Annotated in this window: 15 protein-coding genes and 1 riboswitch; of the genes, 7 read left to right on the forward strand and 8 right to left on the reverse strand. The window is 71.3% G+C overall.

What is annotated here, in order from left to right; genetic code table 11:
* Positions 1-9 precede the first annotated feature (9 nt).
* The gene (locus ACFY12_RS31540) at positions 10-2,667 is read right to left on the reverse strand and encodes a helix-turn-helix domain-containing protein (protein ID WP_390719357.1); all 2,658 of its coding nucleotides are present in this window, start codon (positions 2,665-2,667) and stop codon (positions 10-12) included.
* A 163-nt stretch (positions 2,668-2,830) separates the two neighbouring features.
* On the opposite strand from ACFY12_RS31540, the gene ACFY12_RS31545 reads away from it, so the two are divergent.
* The 3 genes from ACFY12_RS31545 (at position 2,831) to ACFY12_RS31555 (ending at position 5,604) form a co-directional block, all read left to right on the forward strand.
* Positions 2,831-3,901 carry a BTAD domain-containing putative transcriptional regulator gene (locus ACFY12_RS31545; RefSeq protein ID WP_390719358.1) on the forward strand — a complete coding sequence of 357 codons (1,071 nt, stop codon included), beginning with the start codon at positions 2,831-2,833 and terminating at the stop codon, positions 3,899-3,901.
* Positions 3,898-4,605, forward strand: coding sequence for a DUF6585 family protein (locus ACFY12_RS31550; RefSeq protein ID WP_390719359.1), 708 nt, complete (start codon positions 3,898-3,900; stop codon positions 4,603-4,605). Before ACFY12_RS31545 ends, ACFY12_RS31550 begins: the two co-directional genes overlap by 4 nt.
* Positions 4,606-4,821: 216 nt before the next feature.
* Positions 4,822-5,604: a PE-PPE domain-containing protein gene (locus ACFY12_RS31555; RefSeq protein ID WP_390719360.1), complete on the forward strand. Its 783-nt coding sequence runs from the start codon at positions 4,822-4,824 to the stop codon at positions 5,602-5,604.
* Positions 5,605-5,686: 82 nt separating this feature from the next.
* Here ACFY12_RS31555 and ACFY12_RS31560 read toward each other — a convergent pair whose 3' ends face one another.
* Genes ACFY12_RS31560 through ACFY12_RS31570 form a run of 3 tightly spaced genes read right to left on the reverse strand, consistent with a single transcriptional unit; the run spans position 5,687 to position 8,774 of the window.
* Positions 5,687-6,532: an ABC transporter ATP-binding protein gene (locus ACFY12_RS31560; RefSeq protein WP_390719361.1), complete on the reverse strand. Its 846-nt coding sequence runs from the start codon at positions 6,530-6,532 to the stop codon at positions 5,687-5,689.
* Complete coding sequence (locus ACFY12_RS31565; RefSeq protein WP_390719362.1) at positions 6,529-7,698, reverse strand: FecCD family ABC transporter permease; 1,170 nt, start codon at positions 7,696-7,698, stop codon at positions 6,529-6,531. The genes ACFY12_RS31560 and ACFY12_RS31565 overlap by 4 nt, the downstream gene beginning before the upstream one ends.
* Entirely contained in the window at positions 7,695-8,774 is a 1,080-nt protein-coding gene (locus tag ACFY12_RS31570) for an ABC transporter substrate-binding protein (RefSeq protein ID WP_390719363.1), read from the reverse strand. Before ACFY12_RS31570 ends, ACFY12_RS31565 begins: the two co-directional genes overlap by 4 nt.
* Positions 8,775-8,805: 31 nt before the next feature.
* A riboswitch (cobalamin riboswitch) is annotated at positions 8,806-8,988 on the reverse strand.
* 91 nt (positions 8,989-9,079) lie between these two features.
* Here ACFY12_RS31570 and ACFY12_RS31575 point away from each other — a divergent pair.
* The 3 genes from ACFY12_RS31575 (at position 9,080) to ACFY12_RS31585 (ending at position 11,495) form a co-directional block, all read left to right on the forward strand.
* Complete coding sequence (locus ACFY12_RS31575) at positions 9,080-9,784, forward strand: (2Fe-2S)-binding protein (RefSeq protein WP_390719364.1); 705 nt, start codon at positions 9,080-9,082, stop codon at positions 9,782-9,784.
* A gap of 95 nt (positions 9,785-9,879) precedes the next feature.
* Positions 9,880-10,467, forward strand: a complete 588-nt coding sequence (locus tag ACFY12_RS31580; protein WP_390719365.1) for a helix-turn-helix domain-containing protein — start codon at positions 9,880-9,882, stop codon at positions 10,465-10,467.
* 137 nt (positions 10,468-10,604) lie between these two features.
* A complete protein-coding gene (locus tag ACFY12_RS31585) occupies positions 10,605-11,495 on the forward strand; it encodes an arylamine N-acetyltransferase (RefSeq protein ID WP_390719366.1) in 891 nt (296 codons plus the stop codon).
* A 27-nt stretch (positions 11,496-11,522) separates the two neighbouring features.
* Here the strand turns inward: ACFY12_RS31585 and ACFY12_RS31590 are convergent, their stop codons facing one another.
* The 4 genes from ACFY12_RS31590 to ACFY12_RS31605 all read right to left on the reverse strand — a co-directional run bounded on the left by ACFY12_RS31590 (position 11,523) and on the right by ACFY12_RS31605 (position 17,856).
* A complete protein-coding gene (locus tag ACFY12_RS31590; RefSeq protein WP_390719367.1) occupies positions 11,523-13,433 on the reverse strand; it encodes an ArnT family glycosyltransferase in 1,911 nt (636 codons plus the stop codon).
* Positions 13,434-13,515: 82 nt separating this feature from the next.
* The gene (locus tag ACFY12_RS31595) at positions 13,516-13,998 is read right to left on the reverse strand and encodes a poly-gamma-glutamate biosynthesis protein PgsC/CapC (protein ID WP_390719368.1); all 483 of its coding nucleotides are present in this window, start codon (positions 13,996-13,998) and stop codon (positions 13,516-13,518) included.
* On the reverse strand, positions 13,995-15,371 hold the full coding sequence (pgsB, locus tag ACFY12_RS31600) for a poly-gamma-glutamate synthase PgsB (RefSeq protein WP_390719369.1): 1,377 nt from the start codon (positions 15,369-15,371) through the stop codon (positions 13,995-13,997). The genes ACFY12_RS31595 and pgsB overlap by 4 nt, the downstream gene beginning before the upstream one ends.
* 22 nt (positions 15,372-15,393) lie before the next feature.
* Positions 15,394-17,856 (reverse strand): HAMP domain-containing protein, encoded by a 2,463-nt coding sequence (locus ACFY12_RS31605; RefSeq protein ID WP_390719370.1) that lies wholly within the window; start codon positions 17,854-17,856, stop codon positions 15,394-15,396.
* A gap of 677 nt (positions 17,857-18,533) precedes the next feature.
* Between ACFY12_RS31605 and ACFY12_RS31610 the strand changes: the two genes are divergently transcribed.
* The gene (locus tag ACFY12_RS31610) at positions 18,534-19,976 is read left to right on the forward strand and encodes an alpha/beta hydrolase family protein (RefSeq protein ID WP_390719371.1); all 1,443 of its coding nucleotides are present in this window, start codon (positions 18,534-18,536) and stop codon (positions 19,974-19,976) included.
* Positions 19,977-20,022: the final 46 nt, after the last annotated feature.

Here is a 20,022-nt window from a genome sequence, read left to right on the forward strand (position 1 = left end):
GACACCCCTTTACGCGGCTTCGGAACGGTGGCGTGTCCGGTAGGCGCGGGCCAGGTGGCGCTGGAGGCGGGCGTGGCGGAACTGGTAGACCGCGCCGGCCTGGCGGAGCACGCCCCGCTGGTAGGCGTCCTCCAGGAAGGTGAGCACGGACCAGGGCAGCCGGCCGGTCAGCGGCAGCCAGATCCGGGCGAAGACCGCCCACTGGCCCCAGGCCGTCAGACCGAGCGCGTAGCCGAGGGCGCCGCCGAGTCCGCTGATGACACCGAGCTTGAGCGAGGCCATGAGGTTCCAGACGAGCGGGCCCAGAATCGCGGACATGGTCCGGCTGACCGACCAGGACCCCACACCGACCAGGAGTCCGAAGGCGGGCGCCCAGACGAGAAGTTGGAGGACGACCGTCCGGCAGTTCGTGCGCAGCAGACTGAGCGGATTGATGGCGGACCGGATATCGAGAGGAGTTTCCAGGAGGGTCAGGAGACCGAAGCTGGGGCCGGCCGCCAGCGCGAACACAAGACCGTAGATGATGCCGTCGCCGAGGCCGATGGTCAGGGTGGTCGGGAAACCGATGCCGAGGAAGAGGCCGTTGAGGACTCCGCGTACGAATCCGTAGCCGAAGCCGAGAACGAGCCCGAACAGCAACCCGATCCCCAGTCGGGAAAGGGGTCTCCGCCAGTTCCTCCCTCCCCCGCCGGATATCCCCCCTTCCCTGCCGAATCCCTTTCCCTTCCCGCCGAACATCCTCCCCCTCCCGCCGAATACCTTCATGCCCACGCTGGACGGCGCCACGGCGGTGTTCTTGGCCGCGACCAGGAACCAGTACGTGATCCCGAACATGAGCCCGGCAAGGGGCCCGGCCACCAGCCCGTCCGCGAGCTGGAATCCGAGGGGGTCGAAGAGGGTGCCGACGACAGTGTCGATGAGCCCGATGACCAGGCAGATCACCAGCGCGGTCACCAGCGTGCGCGTGGAGCGGCGCAGCCCGCAGCCGAGCCGCCACCACTCCAGGTTGGGGGTGTCGAGCCGGGTCAGGTGGTGAGCGAGGTAGCCGAGCCAGTACTGGGCGCGGTCCGGGTCGAAAGTGCGCTGCGGCCTGCTGCCGGGACGGTGGTCCGGCCGGGGGCGGTAGGCGGCGGCGGTGAAGTTGTGGAGGAGGTGGTCCTCCAGCTCCTCGGGGCTGCCGAACCGCCGGGTGTCCAGGAGCGCGGCCGGGTCGTTGCCGGGGGTGTCGCTGTAGACGGCGCGGGCGAGCGTGACCATCAGCGGAGTGGTCAGTACCGCGGCGAGCTGGGCAGCGGCCCGGCTGTGCGGCCGCTCGCGCAGCTCGCTCAGCACCGGGTCCCAGGCAGTTGCCGGCAGAGCCGGTGCCGGAAGTCCCGCCTGCCGCGCGACGTCCGGCACAGACCCTGGTGCCCCACTCGCTTGTGCCCCACTCCCTCCTCGTGCCCCACCGCGGGCCTTGCGCGTGCTGCGCGGCAGGTAGTCGGCCAGGTCGCGCAAGGTGAGATCGGTCAGATCCACCGCGGCGGCGGAGGTGAGCACGTCGGTCTCCGCCACCGCCGCGGCGTACTCGGACGGACGGCTCGTCAGCAGGAGAGGGAGGGTGGTGGCGTTGAGCGCCTCCAGTGCGGGGCGGCGCAGGCCGTCGGCGATCTCGTCGAAGCCGTCCAGCACGGGGAGCACCCGGCCGGTCTCGACCAGTGCGGCGGCCAGGTTCGCCCCGCCGGGTCCCGGGGCGGCGAGGCCGGGGTGATCGCGCGTCAGCTGCGTGGTCAGCCAGTCCCGGAAGGTGAGGACGGTGGGGTCCCACGAACCGATGCTGAAGATCACCGGTACGGCTTCGGTGCGAGCCCTCGACGTCAGGTGGTCCAGGACGAACCGCACGGCGAGGATCGTCTTGCCGGAGCCGGACCGGCCCAGTACCACCAGCCGTCCGGACGGGATCCGCCGGTACACGCCCACGATCTCGTTCAGCCGCCCGCTCAGGTCCAGCGGCCCCCGCGCGTCCCCGGCGGGCAGGCGGCGGATGTTGGCCCAGTGGTCGGTCAGCTCCTCGGCGGCGGGCCGCCAGCGCACCGGCAGCGGGTAGGGATCGTGGATCTGCCGCTGCTCCTCCTCGCGCCGCCAGCGGGCGGCCACCGCCTGTGCGAGCTGCTCGGCAACGTCGGCCAGGGTTGCGTGCAATGCCGAACCCGGCTGCCCTGCGGCCGGTTCGATGTGGCCGGCCGGTTCGACGCGACCGGCCGGTTCGATATGGCCGGCTGGTTCGTCCGGCATGGGCCCCTCCCCGGCCGGACCGGCCGATTCGCCCGGCCGCGGCCCCTCCCCGGTCGGGACAGTCGGTTCGTCCGGCGGACTCCCCTCCCCGGTCGGGACAGCCGGTTCGTCCGGCGGACTCCCCTCCCCGGTCGGGCCCGTCGATTCGTCCGGTGGGCTCGCCTTCCCGGTCCGGCGGAGGGCAGCCGCCAGCAACTCCTCGCTCTCCCCAGGGCTCAGCCCGAGGGCATCGGCCAGCAGCCGCACCGTCGTCACCCTGGGGTCGGCACGCTCGCCGGTCTCCAGCCCGCGGATGGTGCGCACGCCCACCTTGGCGCGCTCCGCCAGGACCTCCTGAGTCATCCCCGCCTCGTGCCGCAGCCGCCGCAACAGCACGCTGAACTCACTGCTCACAGGTCACGGCCTTCCCCCGGCATGTCGTTTTCCCCCAGGTGAGGGACTCTAGCGCGGCCACCGGCCGGATACGGCCGGTCTGCTGGCCTGTCCGTCGCCCGGTGCCAAGGCCAGTGTCGACGGCATCCGCCAGACCGACCAGTCAGGAGCCCGGAGAACCGCGATGCCGACGACCACCACCACCGGCCAGCCGATCCCCAGCACGCTCACGCATCAGGAGCGCGACGTGCTCTACGCCGTCGGCTGCGGCCTGAGAGACGCGGAGATCGCCTCCTCCCTCGCCATCCCCCAGCACGCCGTTGCCGGACACCTCGCGGGGATCCGCGCCAAACTCGGGCTGCGCGACCGGGCGGCCGCCATCGTCCACGCCTTCGACTGCGGGCTGGTCGTCCCCGGCCACGGCCCCCGCAGGCAGGCAGCGGGGCCGGTGCCGCGGACCGCTGCCCGCCCGGCGCACACACCCCGGTTGCGCATCTCGGTACTCGGACAGCTGCGCGCCTGGCGCGACGGGCAGCCGGTGGACCTGGGGCACCTCCGGCAGCAGGCCGTACTGGCGGCGCTGGCGCTGTGCTCGCACCGGACCGTCAGCCAGCAGGAACTGCGCGACGGAGTGTGGGGGATGGAGCAGCCGATCACGAATGTGGTGCCGGTGTACGTCTACCGGCTGCGCAAGAACCTGCGCATCGGGGACGGTCCGGACTCGGTCATCCAGCGCGACCGGTGCGGCTACCGGCTGGTCCCCGGCGCGGTCACGGTGGACGTGGGGCGCATGGAGGAACTGGTCACCGCCGCCGGGACCGCGGGGCGGGCCGGCGAACTGGCCGAGGCGGTACGCGCCTGCTCCCAGGCCCTGGACCTGTTCTGCGGGGAGCCGCTGGCCGGCCTCCCCGGGCCGTGCGCCGAACTGGAACGGCTGCGGCTCACCGAGCGCCGCATCACCCTGGCGCAGCGGAAGCTGGACTGGCAGCTCCAGCTGGGCCGGCACTCCGAGGCGATCGCCGAGCTGTGGGCCCTGGCCGTGGCGCAGCCCCTGAACGAACCGGTCGCCGCGATGCTGATGCGGGCGCTGTACCGCAGCGGCCGGCAGGCCGACGCACTGACCGTGTTCGACCGCACCCGCCGCCGCCTGGCCGACGAACTGGGGGTGCCTCCGGGCCAGATACTGCGGCGGGCCCACCAGATGATCCTGCGTGGGTGCGATGTCGGCCCCGTCCGTCCCCGCACCACGTCGTGACCCGTCCGACGCCGCGTACGCGCGGTGAGGAGCTGCTGCTGGCGAGGATCTCCGCGGCGGCCGGCCGTGCGCGCCTCGGCAAGCGGCGGGCCACCTACGCGAGAGCCGCGCACACACTCCGCGTACGTGCCGTGCCGGTCCGGGGAATGCGGAGAATCCGGGGCCTGCTGGCCTCCCCCGTCTGGTACGGCCGGCTTCCCGCGGCGAAGAGGACCGCGGACGTGCGACTGGACCTGTACGAGCACGGGATGACGATCGCCGCCAAGGGGCGGATCCACGTCGTTCGCTACGACACCACCGCCACCGTCCGCCACGCCACCTCCTACACGATCACCGATATCGAAGGAAGGCGGGTCGTGCTCCACGTCAGGCCGGAGGAGAGCGACGCGGAGGTCTGGGGGACCGAGATCCGGCGGGCCGTCACCCGTGCCCAACTGCCCCGGGCACTGGCAGCACTCGACAACGGCGAGCGCCTCACCTTCGGGGACATCTGGCTGACGAGGGTGAACGTCGGATGCGGAGAGGTGTCCGCGCGGTGGCCGCAGGTGCGGCAGACCGACATCAGGAAGGGGGCCATCAGGCTCAATATCGACGGGAATTGGCACAACCTGGGGCCGACGGAGTCCGAAATCCCGAATCTCTTCGTCTTCCGCGCCATTGTCGAGCTTCTCCGCGCGGACGGCACGCGCTCGCAAGGAGCCTGAGGCCGCATCACAGTCGTGTGTCCCCGGTCCGCATCACCGTGGGGGTTCGGACCGGGCGCCACCAGCGCACTCATCGCCAGTTCATCATAATTCCACTGACCTTTCCTAACGTCACAGTCGAGCACAGCAGTTGTGCATTGCCTCACCTGTGCACTGCCCCATCCGTGCACTTCCCCATCTATGCACTACCTCAACTCGTCGAGGAGAAACAGAGCGATGACCCTGGTCCGCAGAGGGAAAAGGGCGATCGGTGCTGCCGGTGCGACGGCAGCAGCCATGGTGGCTCTCACCACCGTCGCGCCCATCACCGCCCACGCCGATTCGGTGCACCACTACTACCTGGAGGTCGGTGGCACGGGCTCGGCGGCGCCCGCACCCGACTGCACCTCCACCTACGCGATAGCCAACAAGCACCTCAACGGTGGCATCCCGGTGCCGGTCTGCTATCCGGCGAGCGCCGGCCCCTGGCTCAACGGCCACAACGCCCCGGATCCCACCGCACCCAGCTACGACGCCAGCGTGCGCGAGGGGTACCGCCGGCTGCTGGCCACCGCCGAGGAGACCTACCGCCGCGACCCCGGCGCCCGCTTCACGATCGTCGGCTACTCCCAAGGCGCGCAGGTGGCCGACCAGGTGCTCCAGACCATCGCCAACGGCGGCACCGCCATACCCCGCTCTCAGGTGGACGGCAAGCTCTACGCCGACCCCATGCAGCCCGGCACCGGCATCTGGGCCAAGGTTCCGAAGGGCTGGAGCGCCCTGGGATTCACGTCAACGGGCGCCGGCCCGGCGAAGTTCGACGGCGTCCCCGTACAGCGCTACTGCATCCGCACGGACCTGGCGTGCGACGCCACCTCGCTCCAGTCCATCCCCGGCTTCCTCCAACAGCACCCCAAGTACTGGCAGGAAGGCAATGTCATGGCGCAGACCATCGGCCACGACGGTGGTGACGGCGTCGTCTGGTACGACCCTGACGGCCGTCGTCGAGCCGCCTCGTAAGCTGCCTCGTGATCGGGGGACACGAGGCACGGTCCGGTCCGGCCGGCACAGCCCGGCCGGACCCGCTCGTTCACCCTCACGGTCACGGACGTCGGTCCGTGGACCGCGCGGAAGAGCCCGCTGTGCCGCCCGGCTCAGGGGGTTCCCCCGGGAGAAAGGTCACCTGGGGTGCGCCCGTGCGCGGGTGGATGGCCACCTCGGCCGCCACGCCGTACACCTCGGCCAGGAGCTGCGGGGTGAGCACCTCGGCCGGTGTGCCCGACGCGGTCACCTCGCCGTCGTGCAGGACGTAGAGGCGGTCGCAGTAGTACGCGGCGAGGTTCAGGTCGTGCAGCGCGACCAGGGACGTGGCCGGCAGCTGCCGCAGGACGCCGAGGACCTCCAACTGGTGCCGGATGTCCAGGTGGTTGGTCGGTTCGTCGAGGACCAGCAGCGAGGGCTGCTGGGCCAGGGCACGCGCGATGAGCACGCGCTGGCGCTCGCCCCCGGAGAGCCGGTCGAAGGGCCGGTCCGCCAGGCCGGCCGCGTCCACCGACTCCAGTGCCGACTCGATGAGCCGGGCGTCCTCGGCGGTGTCGCCGTCGAGCAGCCGCTTGTGCGGGGTACGGCCCAGGGCGACGACTTGCCGCACGGTCAGATCGAGGTCTGCACCCGGGTCCTGTACGACGGCGGCCAGGGTGCGGGCCAGCCGCCGCACCGGCAGGGACCAGGCGTCGGTGCCGTCCACGCGTACGCACCCGGCATCGGGGCGCAGCACGCGGTAGACGGCACGCAGAAGACTGGACTTGCCGCTGCCGTTGGGGCCGACCAGGCCGACCACCTCGCCGGGTCGGGCGGTCAGTGACACCTCTCGCACCAGGTGGCGCGCGCCGGCGGTGAGCGTGACGCCTTCCACGGCGAGTTCGGTGGCGGTCGTGGTCGAGGTCATGCCACTCCTCGGTCGGTGTTCCGCCGGGCGTCCCGGCGCATCAGCCACAGGAAGAACGGCCCGCCGCACAGGGCCGTCAGTACGCCGACGGGGATCTCCATGGGGGCGGCGACGGTACGCGCCGCGATATCGGCCCAGATCAGGAACACCGCTCCGGCCAGCGCGGCCGCGGGCAGCACACGGCGGTGGTCGCCGCCCACGAAGAGGCGCACGATGTGCGGCAGCATCAGGCCGACGAAGCCGATCGGTCCCGCCGCCGCCACCAGCACCCCGGTGACGAGGGAGAGCAGGACGAACATACGGGCCCGGAACCGTGCCACGTCCAGCCCCATCGTCGTGGCGGCCTCCTCGCCCGCGAGCAGCAGGTTCAGCGACCTGGCCTGGACCAGCAGGACGACGATGCCGAGCAGCAGCGCCGCGCCCGGCAGCCACAGCGTGCCCCACTGCACACCGCCGAGACCGCCGAGGGTCCAGGAGAGGACCTCGCGCGCCTGGTTGCCCCGGTCGGCGGTCAGCAACAGCAGGTCCATCACCGCGGTGAGGACGGACGCGACCGCCACCCCCGACAGCACCAGCCGCACGGAGGTGATGCGCCCGCCCGCGCGGGCCGTGGCGTACACGAGCAGCAGGGTCACCAGAGCGCCGGCGAACGCGGCGGCCGACAGCGACACGGCGCCGAACAGGCTCACGCCGAAGACGATCACCACGACGGCGCCCAGGGACGCGCCCGAGGAGACGCCGAGCAGGTAGGGCTCCGCGAGCGGGTTGCGCACCAGCGCCTGCATCGCCGTGCCCACCACCGCGAGTCCGGCGCCCGTCACCGCCCCGAGCAGCACGCGCGGGGCCCGAACGTCCAGCACGATCGTCTCGCGCGCCCGGGACCGGACCGGCTCCGTCCAGTCGCCCCAGTCGGCGCCCAGCGCGTGCGTCACGATGCCCCACACCTCACCGGGTGGCACATGCACCGAGCCGATGGCCAGACCCGCCGTGACGGACGCCAGCAGCAGGACGGCGAGCAGGGCGAGGGCGGCGAGGAAGGACCACCGGCGTGGCCGGCGCTCAGGGCCGGTGCTCCGGACGGTGGCGGCGTGGGAGGGGGCAGGGGAGGCAGCGGCCCTGGCGGGGGCGGCGGCCTTGACGGAGGCCTTGGCGGAGGCGGCCGTCACCGGAGCCTCTCCGGGTGCAGCTCCTTGGCCAGCTTCTCCACCGCGTACGGCGGGCGGACGCCGAGCACGGTGTCGGTCAGCGGCAGCACGACGAACCGCTTGTTCTTCACGGCGGGAACATCGGCAAGGGCGGGCTGCGAGAGCAGGAACTCCTTCTTCTGCTCGACGCTTCCGGTTCCGGCGTAATCGTAGATCGCGATCACCTCCGGCTTACGGGCGACGACCTGCTCCCAGGACACGTCACCGAAGACGCCGTCGAGGTCCGCGAACACGTTCCGTCCGCCGGCCAGCCGGATGATCTCGGTGCCGAGGCCCTTGCCGCCCGCGGTGTACGCCGACTTGTCACCGCTGTCGTAGACGAACACGGGCACGGCGGGTGCGCCCTTGACCGCCTCGGTGGTCCGGCCGACCCGCGCCCGGAGGTCGCCGACCAGCTTCTCGGCCCGCTCCGGTACACCGAAGATCCTGCCGATGGTCCGGATCTCGTCGTAGTCGTCCGCCACGGACACCTGCTTCTTCTTCCCGCAGGACTCACGGTTGAGGTAGGTGTCGATACCGGCGTCGGCGAACGCCTTCCGGGAACGCCCCGTCTTCTCGGCGAACGCGCTGCCGTAGCCCCCGTAGACGAAGTCCGGCTCGGCATTCAGGACCGTCTCGAACGATGGTTCCTTCTTCGCGAGCTCCGGTACGGCCTCGAAGTCCTTCTTCAGTTCGGGCAGGACGGCCGAGTCGGGGTAGGCGGTACCCACCATCCGGTCCTTGAGCCCGAGTGCCAGCATCAGCTCGGCAGGGTGCTGATGGATGGTGACCACCCGTGAGGGCGGTTTGCGGTACGTCGTGCGCGTACCGCAGTTGTCGATCGTGACCGGGAAGCCTTTCGCCGGTGAGGCTGGTGAGGCCGAGCGGGCCGAGGAATTCCCGTCACCGACGGCGCCCTTCGTCGTACCGCAGCCGGCCAACAGCATCGCCGACAGGACGGCGGTCAGGGCCGCGGCCCGCCGGAAGCGCCGGTGGGGAGCGGAGAGAGAAGGGAGAGAGGGAGAAGAGGGAAGGGGACGGGGCGTGCCGTCGTACACGTGTAGAGCCTCCTGGGGAGTCCGCGCTCCTCGGAACGAGCCCGCGACAGGCCAGTGTCCTGACTCCCGGATCGACGTTCCCCCGGCCTTCCCGCGCCGCGCGCAGTGGCCTGTCGGAGGGGTGCACTCCCCGGTCACAGTGGCGGGACCGTGCCGGAATCGCACCGGCTTCCTGTCTCCCGTCGCGGTGTTGACCAGGCGATAGTACGTTTCGTCGAGCGAGGAGTGAGAAGAGGGGTGAAAAGGTGCGTGGTGCCTGCGTCGCCCCCGGACGGACCGCACTGTGCGAGGAGAGCGAACTCACCATGTCCACTGCCCTGTGCCCTGCCCTTCCCGAGGCACCGGCGGAAGTCGTCGCGGCGGCCCTTGCGGACGTGGCGGCTCTCGGCGGCTTCTTCACCCTTCCCCTGGGCGGACCGGAGGCGGGCTGGCACTCGGTCGACGACGCCTACGCCCTGGGCTTCGCCGACCGGGCCGAGGCCATCGCCGAGCGGTACCGCACCCGCGAACTGCGCATCGGTGCCTCCATCGCACAGCTCGGGCACGCGGCGCGCCTGTGGTCCCCCCTCCTGGCCTGCACGCTCATCCACGGTGTCGTGCCCGATCTGTCCGTACTGCACCGGGCGGACGACGGCCCGGCGCTACGGCTGCCCGTCCCCGCCGGCTGGTACGCCGACCGGAGGCCACACCTCGCCGCGGTGCTGTACGAGCAGGTGGTGCCCCGCCACCTGGCGGCGCTGGCCGCGGGACTGCGGGTCAAGGTCGCTCCCCGGCTCCTGGACGGAAACGCCGCGTCCGCGCTCGTGGAGGCGGCCCGTACACTCCTGGCCGCCCGCCCGGATCTGCGCGGCCCGCTCACCGAACTCACCACCAGCCTGCTCGCCACCGGCCGGCTGGCCGGCACCGGACACCTCACCGGCCCCGACCTGACGTTCCGTCGCCGCAGTTGCTGCCTCTTCTACCGCTCACCAGTGGGCACCAAGTGCGGGGACTGCGCCCTGGCCGGCTGAACCGGGCCCGGGGGTCGGTGTCTCAGGCTGCGACCACGACCCACCTACGACAACCTTTGTTGCCGATATCGGGACGGGCACGGTGGAATGGGGGCATGGAGCACTCCCCCGCCATCACCCAGGCCCTCGCCGACGTCGGCCCCCGCCTCAAGCGACTGCGCACCGAGCGCGGGGTGACTCTGTCGGCGCTGTCCGAGGCCACCGGCATCTCCAAGAGCACCCTGTCCCGCCTGGAGTCCGGGCAGCGCCGGCCCAGTCTGGAGCTCCTGCTCCCCATCGCCCAGGCCCATCAGGTGCCCCTGGACGAACTGGTCGGTGCCCCCGAAGTCGGCGATCCGCGTATCCGTCTCACCCCCAAGAAGGTGAACGGCAACACTGTGCTCGCGCTGACCCAGCACCCGGGCCCGCTGCAGCCGTACAAGACGGTCATTCCGGCAACGCGCCACACGCCCGATCCCTGCACCCACGAGGGCTACGAGTGGCTCTACGTCCTGGCCGGACGTCTGCGCCTGGTACTGGCCGACCACGATCTGATCCTGGGCCCGGGCGAGGTCGCCGAGTTCGACACCCGCCTGCCGCACTGGTTCGGCAGCACCGGCGACGGCCCCGTGGAGATCCTCAGCCTCTTCGGCCGCCAGGGCGAGCGCATGCACGTACGCGCCAAACCCCGCTCCGGCAAGTAGCCCGTCCCCGTCCCGGAAACGGCAACGAAAATTGCCATGGCTTGGTGCCGGCCGCAGCCTTGAGCACATTCCTGGGCAGATCCCTTCGTCGGCTGCCTCACACGCAGGACAATGCGATGCAATGCAAGGACAACGCCATGAACGACATCCCCCATACCCCCTTGACCCCTCACACCCTCCATGCCGACCCCGCCTACGGATGGAGTGGCGACGAGCTCGACCTGGACGCCTACCTGGACCGCATCGGCTACGAAGGTGACCGCGCCCCGACTCTGGAGGCGCTCCGCGGACTCCAGCGCGCGCATGTCACCTCGATCCCGTTCGAGAACCTCGATCCCCTGCTCGGCGTGCCGATAGCACTGCACGTGGACGCCGTGCAGGACAAGCTGGTGCGCGAGCGGCGCGGGGGCTACTGCTATGAGCACGTGACCCTGTTCGCCGCCGCCCTGGAACGGCTGGGCTTCGAGTTCACCGGAGTGCACGGCCGCGTCACCGAGGGCGCCGGCAGGCTCCGTCCCGCCACCCACGCGATGCTGGCCGTCACGGCGGCGGACGACGACCGGCTCTGGCTGAGCGACGTCGGCTTCGGCCGCGGCCCGCTCGCCCCCATCCCCGTCATCCACGGAGCCGAACTGTCCGTGGAGGGCTGGGACTTCACGATGGAACGGCGCTCCTCAGCCCTCGGCTCCCACGAGTGGTGGCTTCACGAGCGCGGACCACAGGGATGGCAGGACCGCTACTCCTTCACCCTCAACCCCCAATACCCCATCGACTACGCGGTCGGCAGCCACTTCGTCTCCACCCACGCCAAGTCGCCGTTCATCCAACGCCCCTACATCCAGCGGTTCAGCGCCACGCACCACCATGTGCTCGACGGGACGGCGTGGACCACCCTGCGGCCGGACGGTTCCCGCACCGAACGCACCATAGAGGCGGGCGAGTTGCACGGAGTGCTGACGGAGATCTTCGGGATTCCCGTCAGTCCGCAGGCCGTTGCGGGGGTGGCAGAGCTCCTGGAGTCCACGTGAGACCTCAGCTGGAGTCCACGTGAGACCTCAGTCGGCGCGTCGGGCGCAGTCGTAGAGGGTGTAGCTGCCGTCCGAGATGCGGCTGTAGGCGCGTGGCGGGATGCGCGTGCAGTTTCGCTTCACCCAGGAGGATGCCGGTGTGGCGGGGCGGCGCGTGGTCAGCAGGGCGTAGCGCAGTTGGTGGGTGGCGACCAGGTCGGTGAGCTGTGGTACGGCCGGATAGGGGGTCAGGCCGGTGAAGCCGCCCATGACCAGGATGGGCTGGGAGGTGGCGCGGAGCAGGGGCTCGGCGCCGTAGGCGGCTTGCGTGGCGAGCAGGTACTTCTCCCCGGAGCGGTGCGCGGAAAGGTACTTGAGCAGGGCGGCGTCGCGGACGGATGGGCTGCTCAAGGGGAAGCGTGGGAACGTGACCCGGTGGTGGCGCTTGCCGCGGTAGTCGGGGCCGACGGGCCCGGCCAGCGGCGACATCGGTGAGCCGCCGTACCGCGGGTCCAGGCAGGAGGCCGCCCAGACCGCCGGGGCTAGCAGGATGGACACCAGGGAGGCCGCCAGGGCACCTTGCACCGCCCGTCGCGTGGTGCGCGGTCCGCGGGTGCACAGGCCGACGGTCCCGCACAGACCGAGCATCAGCACCACCGGCAGCAGCCAGGGCGCGAAGTCGCGGTGCCGTACTTCGATGGCCGCGGCCCACAGCGACGTGAGGGCGATGGCGACCGGCAGCGCGGCTCGTCGACCGCCACCGGCACCGCCGGCGCGGTACTCGGTCCAGAAGAGGGTGACTCCGGCGCCGGTCAGCGCGGCGAGGGCCGGGGCCAGTACGGTGGTGTAGTAGCCGTGGTTGCCGTTGGAGTTGCTGAAGACCACGACATGCACCGCCAGCCAGCCTCCCCAGAGGAGGAAGCCCGCCCGCCGGCCGTCGGTGCGCGGTTGTCCGGCGCGCCACCACACGCCCAGTGCCAGGGCCAGTACGGCGAGCGGCAGGAGCCAGGCGATCTGCGGGCCCAGGTCCTGGTTGACCAGCATGGTCCAGCCGGTGTTGTCGGTGGTGCGGCTGGCGGCCGTCCCGGCGACGGCGCCCAGCGCGTTCGGGTCGTCGCCGAAGCGGCTGAGCCCGTTGTAGCCGAAGACCAGGGTGAAGGGGTTGTTGTTGGTGGTCGCGTCGATGTAGGGACGGTTCGGGGCGGGGGTGGCCCATACCAGCAGCAGCCAGGAGCAGGAGACGGCGAGGGCGGTGGTCCCGGCGAGCAGCAGCCGCCAGGCCCGGTCCCACCGGGAGCCGGGCGCCGCCAGTTGGTACACCGCGGCGAAGACCGGCAGGACGAGCCATGCCTGGAGCATCTTGGCCTGGAAGGCAAGCCCCACCCACATCGCGCAGAGGAGCAGCGGCAGCAGTCTCCCGGTGGTGACGGCCTTCTGCAGCGATCCCGCGGCGAGGACGAGAAGCAGGACGAGCAGGGTGTCGGGGATGGTGTGCCGGTCGAGCGCGACGGTGACCGGGGTGAAGGTGAGGACCAGCGCGGCGAGCAGCCCCGCCCATACGCCGGCCCAGGCACGGACGATCCGGTGCAGCGCCCAGACGGCCAGTACACCCTCCAGTACCTGCGGCAGCACCGCCGCCCAGTTGTACGGCCCGAAGAGCCTGAGGGAGAGGGCCTGCGGCCACAGGGCACCGGGGATCTTGTCCACGGTGACCGAGCCGCTCGGGTCGAGCCCGCCGAAGACGAAGGCGTGCCAGTCGGCCGCCATCGACCGCGCGGCCGAGCTGTAGTACGGGTGCACCCCGGCACGGTCGATACCCCAGCCGTAGAGCACCACGGCGGCTGCCAGGATCGCCAGGATGGCGTACAACTCCCGGCGGCTGTAGTCCTGTTGTCGCAGACCTGTGCCGCGTCGGCGGCGACGGTCGACGGGGCCCCGGGCGAGGGCGGTGGTGGCCATGGCGGAGTCTCCCAGGGGACGTCGGGCTGGAGTCGGACGCGGAGGGTACGGCGAGATCAGCAGTGGGGCTCAGCTGATGGGCTCAGCCGACGGGCAGCGCCCCCAGCAGCAGCCCGGCGACGAGCACGACGTACGTGCCGAGGGTCACCGCCGTGGTGGAGATCACCGTGGCGGCCAGCGGTTGGCGGACCAACTGGTAGGCGATGAGGCCGGGCACGATGAAGCCGAGGGTCTGAGCGGTGTAGAGGAGCGGGAACTCGTGCTGGAGCGCGAGCAGCACCGTGGTCTGGAGCACCACCGCGGACAGCACCACGGCGGCGAACAGCCGCTTCCCATAAAGGATCACATGGCGCTGAAGGACCTTGGTCGCGAGGAAGGTGAGCGCCGTGATGCCGATCACCATCGCGGCGCGGACCACATCGGTGACGAGGGTGAGCGCCAGCCAGCCGGGGGTGATCATGCCGCCGGGAGAGAGGTTGGTGGTCAGATAGCAGACCAGCGAGAAGACCAGGCCGAGGGCTATCCCCAGCGCGATGGTCTGCGGAGTGACATTGACGGGGATCACAGCGGGTTCCTTGTCGGCCGGTACGGGACGTCGGCAGGGGCGGCGGCATGGACGGCGGCGGGGCTCGGACTCGGGCTCGGACTCGGGAGGTGCGGGCGGGGCCTGGGGCTGTTCAGCGGCGCCACCCAGCTGTACGGCTGCGGCTCGGGCGGGTGCGCGACCCCGAGCGGCTCGTCGGTGTCGTCGGTGTCGTCGGCGGGCAGCTTGCCGAGGTGCTCCAGGAACAGCTCGCCCTGGCCGTGGATATTGCCGATGGCCACGAGCGAGGAGTCCGGGCCCAGTTCGGCGAGGATGGCGTGGGTCAGCTCCTGCGCGTCGCGCCGGTCGCCGCCCAGGTCCACCACCCGGCCCGACGCCCAGTCCGGCCGGATGCCGTCGCGGGCGCTCTTGGTCGGATGCCCGATGAGCAGGACCTTCTCCGGGGCCAGGTCGGCGACGATCGCTCCCATCTGGCCATTGCGTTCGACCCGGTCCGGGCGGCAGTTGATGACCACGTTCAGCGGGCGGCGGATCGCCCCGAGCTCCTCCAGCTGACGGACGTTCATCAGCGTCGACTCGGGGTCGTTGGCGGCGAAGACGTTGGCGAAGCGCAGCCGTCTGCCGTCCGGTGTGCGGTAACGCTCGACGGAGAGCACACCGGGGTCCGGCGGTGCGCCCCACATCCCGCGCAGTGCGGTGGCCCGGTCCACACCGAGCAGTTCGGCCACCGCCAGCGCGATGGCGACGTTCTCCTTGAAGGTGAACCAGCTGAACCCGCGCAGCTCCTCATCCGTGACCGACTCCGGATCCACCACGATCAGGCGGCACCTCCGTTTGTCCGCCTCCTCCTTGAGGATGTGCAGCCGCTCCCGCTCGGCGGTGACACAGACCCCGCCGACCGGCATCGACCGGGACAGCGAGCGGGCCACATCGTCCAGCGTCGGCCCCATCTCGGCGAGATGGTCCTCGCGCACATTGCACAGCACGCCGATGGTGGAGCGGATCAGCTTCTCCTGGTTGATCTCCTGAAGTGCGGGCATCACCGCCATGCACTCGATCACCAGCGCGTCCGGCCGGTACGCCGCCGCGCGCCGGACGATGCCGATCTGCTCGACGACATTGGCGATACCCAGCTTCCGGTACACCGGCTCCTCGGTGGCGTCCGGGTGGATGAACCGGGCGGCGGTGCCGGTGGTCTTGGCCACGGTGGCCAGACCACCGCCGCGCAGCGCACCCGCGCACAGCCGCGTGATCGAGCTCTTGCCGCGAATGCCGTTCACCAGCACCCGGGTGGGGATCTGCGCCAGCGCGGCGTAGTGCCGCCGCTGCTCCAGCACACCGGCGACCAGCAGCACCGCGCAGCTCACCAGCAGCACAACGTAGAGGAAAAGCACGTCAGTTGATCCTTCTGGTCCTTCACTGCTGCGGCGGTCCGCCGCTGCGGAACGATGGGGCGGAGGCAGAGGCGGAGGCAGGAGCAGGGGCACGGGCAGAGGCGGCGGCCTCGTCGGCTCTTCCGCCGCCGCGGTCCCGCTCCGCCAGCGCCTGCCGGAGCAGTTCCAGACTGCGGGTGACCGAGCCGCACTCATCGTGGTGGACGGGGTACAGCACGGTGCGGCGGTCACCGCCGGCCAGCCGCTCCGCGCATCCGGTGACGGCGCGCAGCGGCCTGACCACCACGATGTGCAGCCAGGTCAGGCACCCGACGCCCACGGACAGGGCGAGCAGACCGGCCAGTATGGTGCGCGCCTGCACTTGGTAGGCCGCCAGTTTGAGCGCTGCGGCAGGCTCGGCGGAGACCACCCGCCAGCCGAGTCCGGCGACCGGCCCCCGCTGCGCCAGGGGCACTGCGGCCGCTACGGACGGGCCCTCGCCCGGCGTGTTCCCGGCGTGCAGTACGGCCGATGTCGCTGCCGGGCCGCCCGCGCCGCCAGGTGCTGCCTCGGTCCTGGCCGCCAGGCGGGTGAGGCTCCGGTGGGGAAGCGCCTGGAAGGCCTCAAAGCCGACGCTCGCCGCGAGCACCCGGTAGTGGTCGTCGGTCAGCCACACATTGCCGAGCCCCGGCCGCGCGACCTGGGAGTTCAACGCGTTCACACCGATCTCGGCGACGACTGCGGCCGGATCGGCGTCCTTGGCGTCCTCGGCCTTCGTGACCTTCCCCGCCTTCCCCGCCTTCCCGGCCTGTCCCGCCTTCCCGTTGGCCGGGATCTGGGCGTAGGCGGCTATCGCGGGGATCGTGCCCGATGTGTTGACCTGGGTGATCCCGCCGCCGGTCGGCGCCTGAGCGAGGGTGCGCAGGGGCTGCTTGCCCACCCGCTGCACGATGGCTCCGGTGTGGTCCAGCACGTACAGCGACCGGAACGTGGGGTGGTCGGCTTGTTCGCGCCGCAGGACCTCCGTCGCCCGCTCGCGCGGCGCACCGGCGAGGGCCGACGCCACGGCCGCGAGGTCGGTGGAGCTCCGGGCGAGGGACCGCCGCACCCGGTCGGCGGCGGCCTCGGTGCGTGCCTGCTGGTCGGCGACGGCGGCCGCCGGTACGGCCTCGGCCGCCGGTACGCGGTTGAGCAGGAACAGCAGCGGCACCCCCCATGCGGCGATCACGAGTGCGCAGACGAGGACCAGAGCGCGGGCACCGGGGCGGCGGCCCACCGGCCGTGCGGGCTCCGGTCCCCTCTCGCCGAGAAGTTGGCGGCGTATCGACTCCAGCGCCCGGCCGACCCTGCCGGGCTCGCCGAACGCGAAGACCGGCACCGGTCGCGCCAACTCCTCCCGGTCCAGGGGCGTTTCACCGACTCCCCTGGCCAGCCTGGCGGCGGACAGGTGCAGCCGCAACAGCGGTTGCTGCATGCTGCTCCACAGCACCAGGGTGACCAGCAGGGCGATCATCACCAGCGTCCCCGCGGCCACGAGGGCGAACCGCGTATGGTCGGCCCCCTCCTTCGCCGGAGGCACATCCCGCGCCGTGAGGACGGTCAGCCCCAGGCCGGAGGTGTCGCCGTCCTTGCCGTCAGCCGCGGCGACCGATGCCCACCCCGTGATCCTGCGCAGCCCGTGGCGACCGTCACCGAGCTCGCTGCCCGAGACCTCGCCGGCGGGGAGACCGGCGTCCGCGGCATTCGTGACATTCTCAGTGTTCCTGGCATTCGCCGCGTTCGCCGCAGCAGTCGGCAGAGCGAGGGGGGCGGCAGGGGGCGCCTGGGGCGTTCCGTCCGCGGTGGCGGCGGTGGCGGCGGCGAGCGCCTTTCCGTTCCGGTCCGCCAGTTGACCGGTGCGCCCCGCTCCGTACACCGCTGGAGCGGCGACCTTCTCCGAGACGACGAGCAGGAGTTCGCGCTCACCAGCTCCCTGCTCCCCTTTCAGGTCGCCTGCCTGGTCGTGGTTCTCGTCCTGCTTGCGGCCCGGAGCCGGGACGGCCACCCGGGCGAAGAGCAGGAGCCGCGGTTCACCGGCGCCGGAAAGGGCCAGCCGAGGCGCGATGTCCGCGGCCCCGGTCCGTACCAACGCCGCCGCGTCCACCCCGGTCAGCGGCACCTTTTCGCCACTGGCCGCCAGTGGTTTGCCGGTGCGCGGGTCGAGCAGCACACCGCCCCCCGCGGGGTGCCCGGCCGGGAGGAGGGAGCGCAGCAGCGCCATCGGATCACGGGTGCCGGCCGGCGCGTCCGACGCCGCGGAGCGGCGCACCGCCGTGGCTCGTGCGGCGAGGGAGGTCGCGACCGAGTCGGCGGCGTCTTCGGCGATCCGGCGCTCGGCGTCGCGCAGGGCCTGGGGGACGGTCTGTTCGTGAACGGCGCCGAGACCGAGTGCGGTGAACGCGGCAACTACCAGCAGAGCGCAGAGCAGTGCGGCGATCGGCGGGCGGACGCCGCCGAGCAGAGGCATGTCGGCACGGCGTCGGATGCGGTGCGGACGGGGCGCGCGGGCAACAGCGGGCAGGGCAGCGTCCTCTCGGCATGTGGGGGGAGTGAGGGCCGTGCGACAACCGTGTGCAACTCGACCAGTATCAATACGGCGAGCACAGGATAATCACAAGTCCGTTCGTGCTGCGCCCTTTATACCGTCCCATGCGGAACTGCGCTCAACTCACCCTTGGGGGAAGTTGCTTACGTCTTTCCATCCCTCTCCGCAGCGGGTTCGTATGCACTGCGTGACACACAGTCGCGGGACGTTGAAGGTCATCCCGAAATCTACCCATTCTCCAGGAATTCACAGCCGCTTTGGGGTAGTTAGCGAGGTGGGAGGCGGTGGGCGGGGCTCAGGAGTTCCCGAAGTTCCCGAAGATCCTGGAGTTCACGAACTGCTGCGTAACAAAAACGCTCAGTAAAACCGGCGGGAAGCTTCGCCCATCATTCCAGGGCATTTCTCCCGCACCTATCCCGTTTGGGCACGCAATCGCCGAGGGATAAATCCCCGCACGGTCAGGGGGGTTGGCTTGGCCATGGCAAACTGCCTATACGATGACCGGCAGCCGATCGCTGGCCACGTGGCGATCACCGCCGTGGAGGGGGCTGCCCATGAAACACGTACGAGGGCGACACGCACGAAGGCGACAGAGCCATGTGCGCACCCGGATCGCCGGCACCACAGGATTGCTGACTCTCGCCCTCGGCGCCGGAGTCGCGCCGGCCACCGCCGCGGAGAAGACCGCCGGCCGGCCCGTGACGACCGCGGCGGCACGGGATGCCGCGGCGCCCGCCGACAAGGCGGCAGCAACCCCGGACAAGGCGGCGACCCCAGACAGGGCGGCAACCCCAGACAGGGCGGCACCCCCGGACAAGGCGGCACACCCGGACAAGGCAGCCACCCCGGACAAGGCGCCGGCCCCGAAGCGGGCGGCAAACCCGGCCCCGGTGGCGGCCCCGGCTCCCGCTCCGGCGGCTCCGGCTCCCGCCCCGGCGGCTCCGGCTCCCGCCCCCGCGGCGACCCCGGCCCCGGCGCCCGTGCCGGGCCAGCTGACCCTCCCCGCCCCGACCGGCCGCCATCGCGTCGGAACGGTGGACCTCCACCTGCGCGACTCGAAACGCATGGACCCATGGGTGCCCGGACAGCAGCGCGAGCTGATGGTCTCGCTGTGGTACCCGGCCACGCACACCTCCCGCTACCCCGCCGCGCTTCTCCCCAACAGCCAGCAGGTGCTGCCGGGTGGGGTGACCCTGCCCGTCACCGCCGGGCACACCGGCGCCCCGGTTGACGCCAAGGCCGGCAAGCTGCCGGTGCTGCTGTACTCGCCCGGCGGGCGGGGGAACCGGGGGACGGGCACGGCACTGGCTCAGGACCTGGCCAGCCGTGGCTACCTGGTCGTCACCATGGACCACACACACGACACCGGCGACGTGATGTTCCCCGACGGGCGGCATGAGCTGAGCATGCTGCCGCCAGGCACCAAATCGCGCGACCTGATCGACGTCCGGGCGGCGGACAGCCACTTCGTCATCGACCAGCTGGCCAAGATCGCACGCGGCCACAACCCCGACGTGGAACACAAGCCGCTCCCCCACGGCTTGACCGACGCCGTGAGCACGAAGCACATCGGGATGTTCGGCGCTTCCCTCGGCGGAGGATCGGTGGCCGCTGCCATGCACGCGGACTCCAGGATCGACGCCGGTGTGAACCTGGACGGCCAGCTCTTCGGATCGTCGGCCGACAAGCCGCTCGACCGACCCTTCATGCTGTTCAGTTCCGAGCACCACAACCGCAACAGCGACCAGAGCTGGCAGCGGCTGTGGAAGAACCTGCACGGAGAGCGGCTCGACCTGAAGCTGCGCGGCTCCGGGCACAACTCCTTCGTCGACAACCAGGTCCTGTTCCCCCAGGCACCGGGCGCATTCGGGATGACCCCGGAAGCAATGCAGCAGGCACTCGGCACGATCGACCCCAACCGCTCCATCGAGGTCCAGCGCACCTACGTCGCGGCCTTCTTCGACAAGCACCTGCGCGACCGGAAGAGCCACTTGCTGGACGGCCCCTCGCGCGATTACCCGGAGGTCTCCTTCGTCCGCTGAACGCCGATCCCGTGCGGCACGGCTCCCGTACCGCTCTGCTCCCGTG

Source organism: Streptomyces sp. NPDC001339 (assembly GCF_042895955.1).
Taxonomy (GTDB): Bacteria; Actinomycetota; Actinomycetes; order Streptomycetales; family Streptomycetaceae; genus Streptomyces.

Bases quoted from the DNA above. Each gene is read 5' to 3' on its own strand.
- ACFY12_RS31555 (WP_390719360.1), top strand. From the start codon at position 4,822: ATGACCCTGGTCCGCAGAGGGAAAAGGGCGATCGGTGCTGCCGGTGCG.
- ACFY12_RS31585 (WP_390719366.1), top strand. From the start codon at position 10,605: ATGAACGACATCCCCCATACCCCCTTGACCCCTCACACCCTCCATGCC.
- ACFY12_RS31605 (WP_390719370.1), bottom strand. From the start codon at position 17,856: ATGCCTCTGCTCGGCGGCGTCCGCCCGCCGATCGCCGCACTGCTCTGC.
- ACFY12_RS31545 (WP_390719358.1), top strand. From the start codon at position 2,831: ATGCCGACGACCACCACCACCGGCCAGCCGATCCCCAGCACGCTCACG.
- ACFY12_RS31580 (WP_390719365.1), top strand. From the start codon at position 9,880: ATGGAGCACTCCCCCGCCATCACCCAGGCCCTCGCCGACGTCGGCCCC.
- ACFY12_RS31560 (WP_390719361.1), bottom strand. From the start codon at position 6,532: ATGACCTCGACCACGACCGCCACCGAACTCGCCGTGGAAGGCGTCACG.
- ACFY12_RS31590 (WP_390719367.1), bottom strand. From the start codon at position 13,433: ATGGCCACCACCGCCCTCGCCCGGGGCCCCGTCGACCGTCGCCGCCGA.
- ACFY12_RS31575 (WP_390719364.1), top strand. From the start codon at position 9,080: ATGTCCACTGCCCTGTGCCCTGCCCTTCCCGAGGCACCGGCGGAAGTC.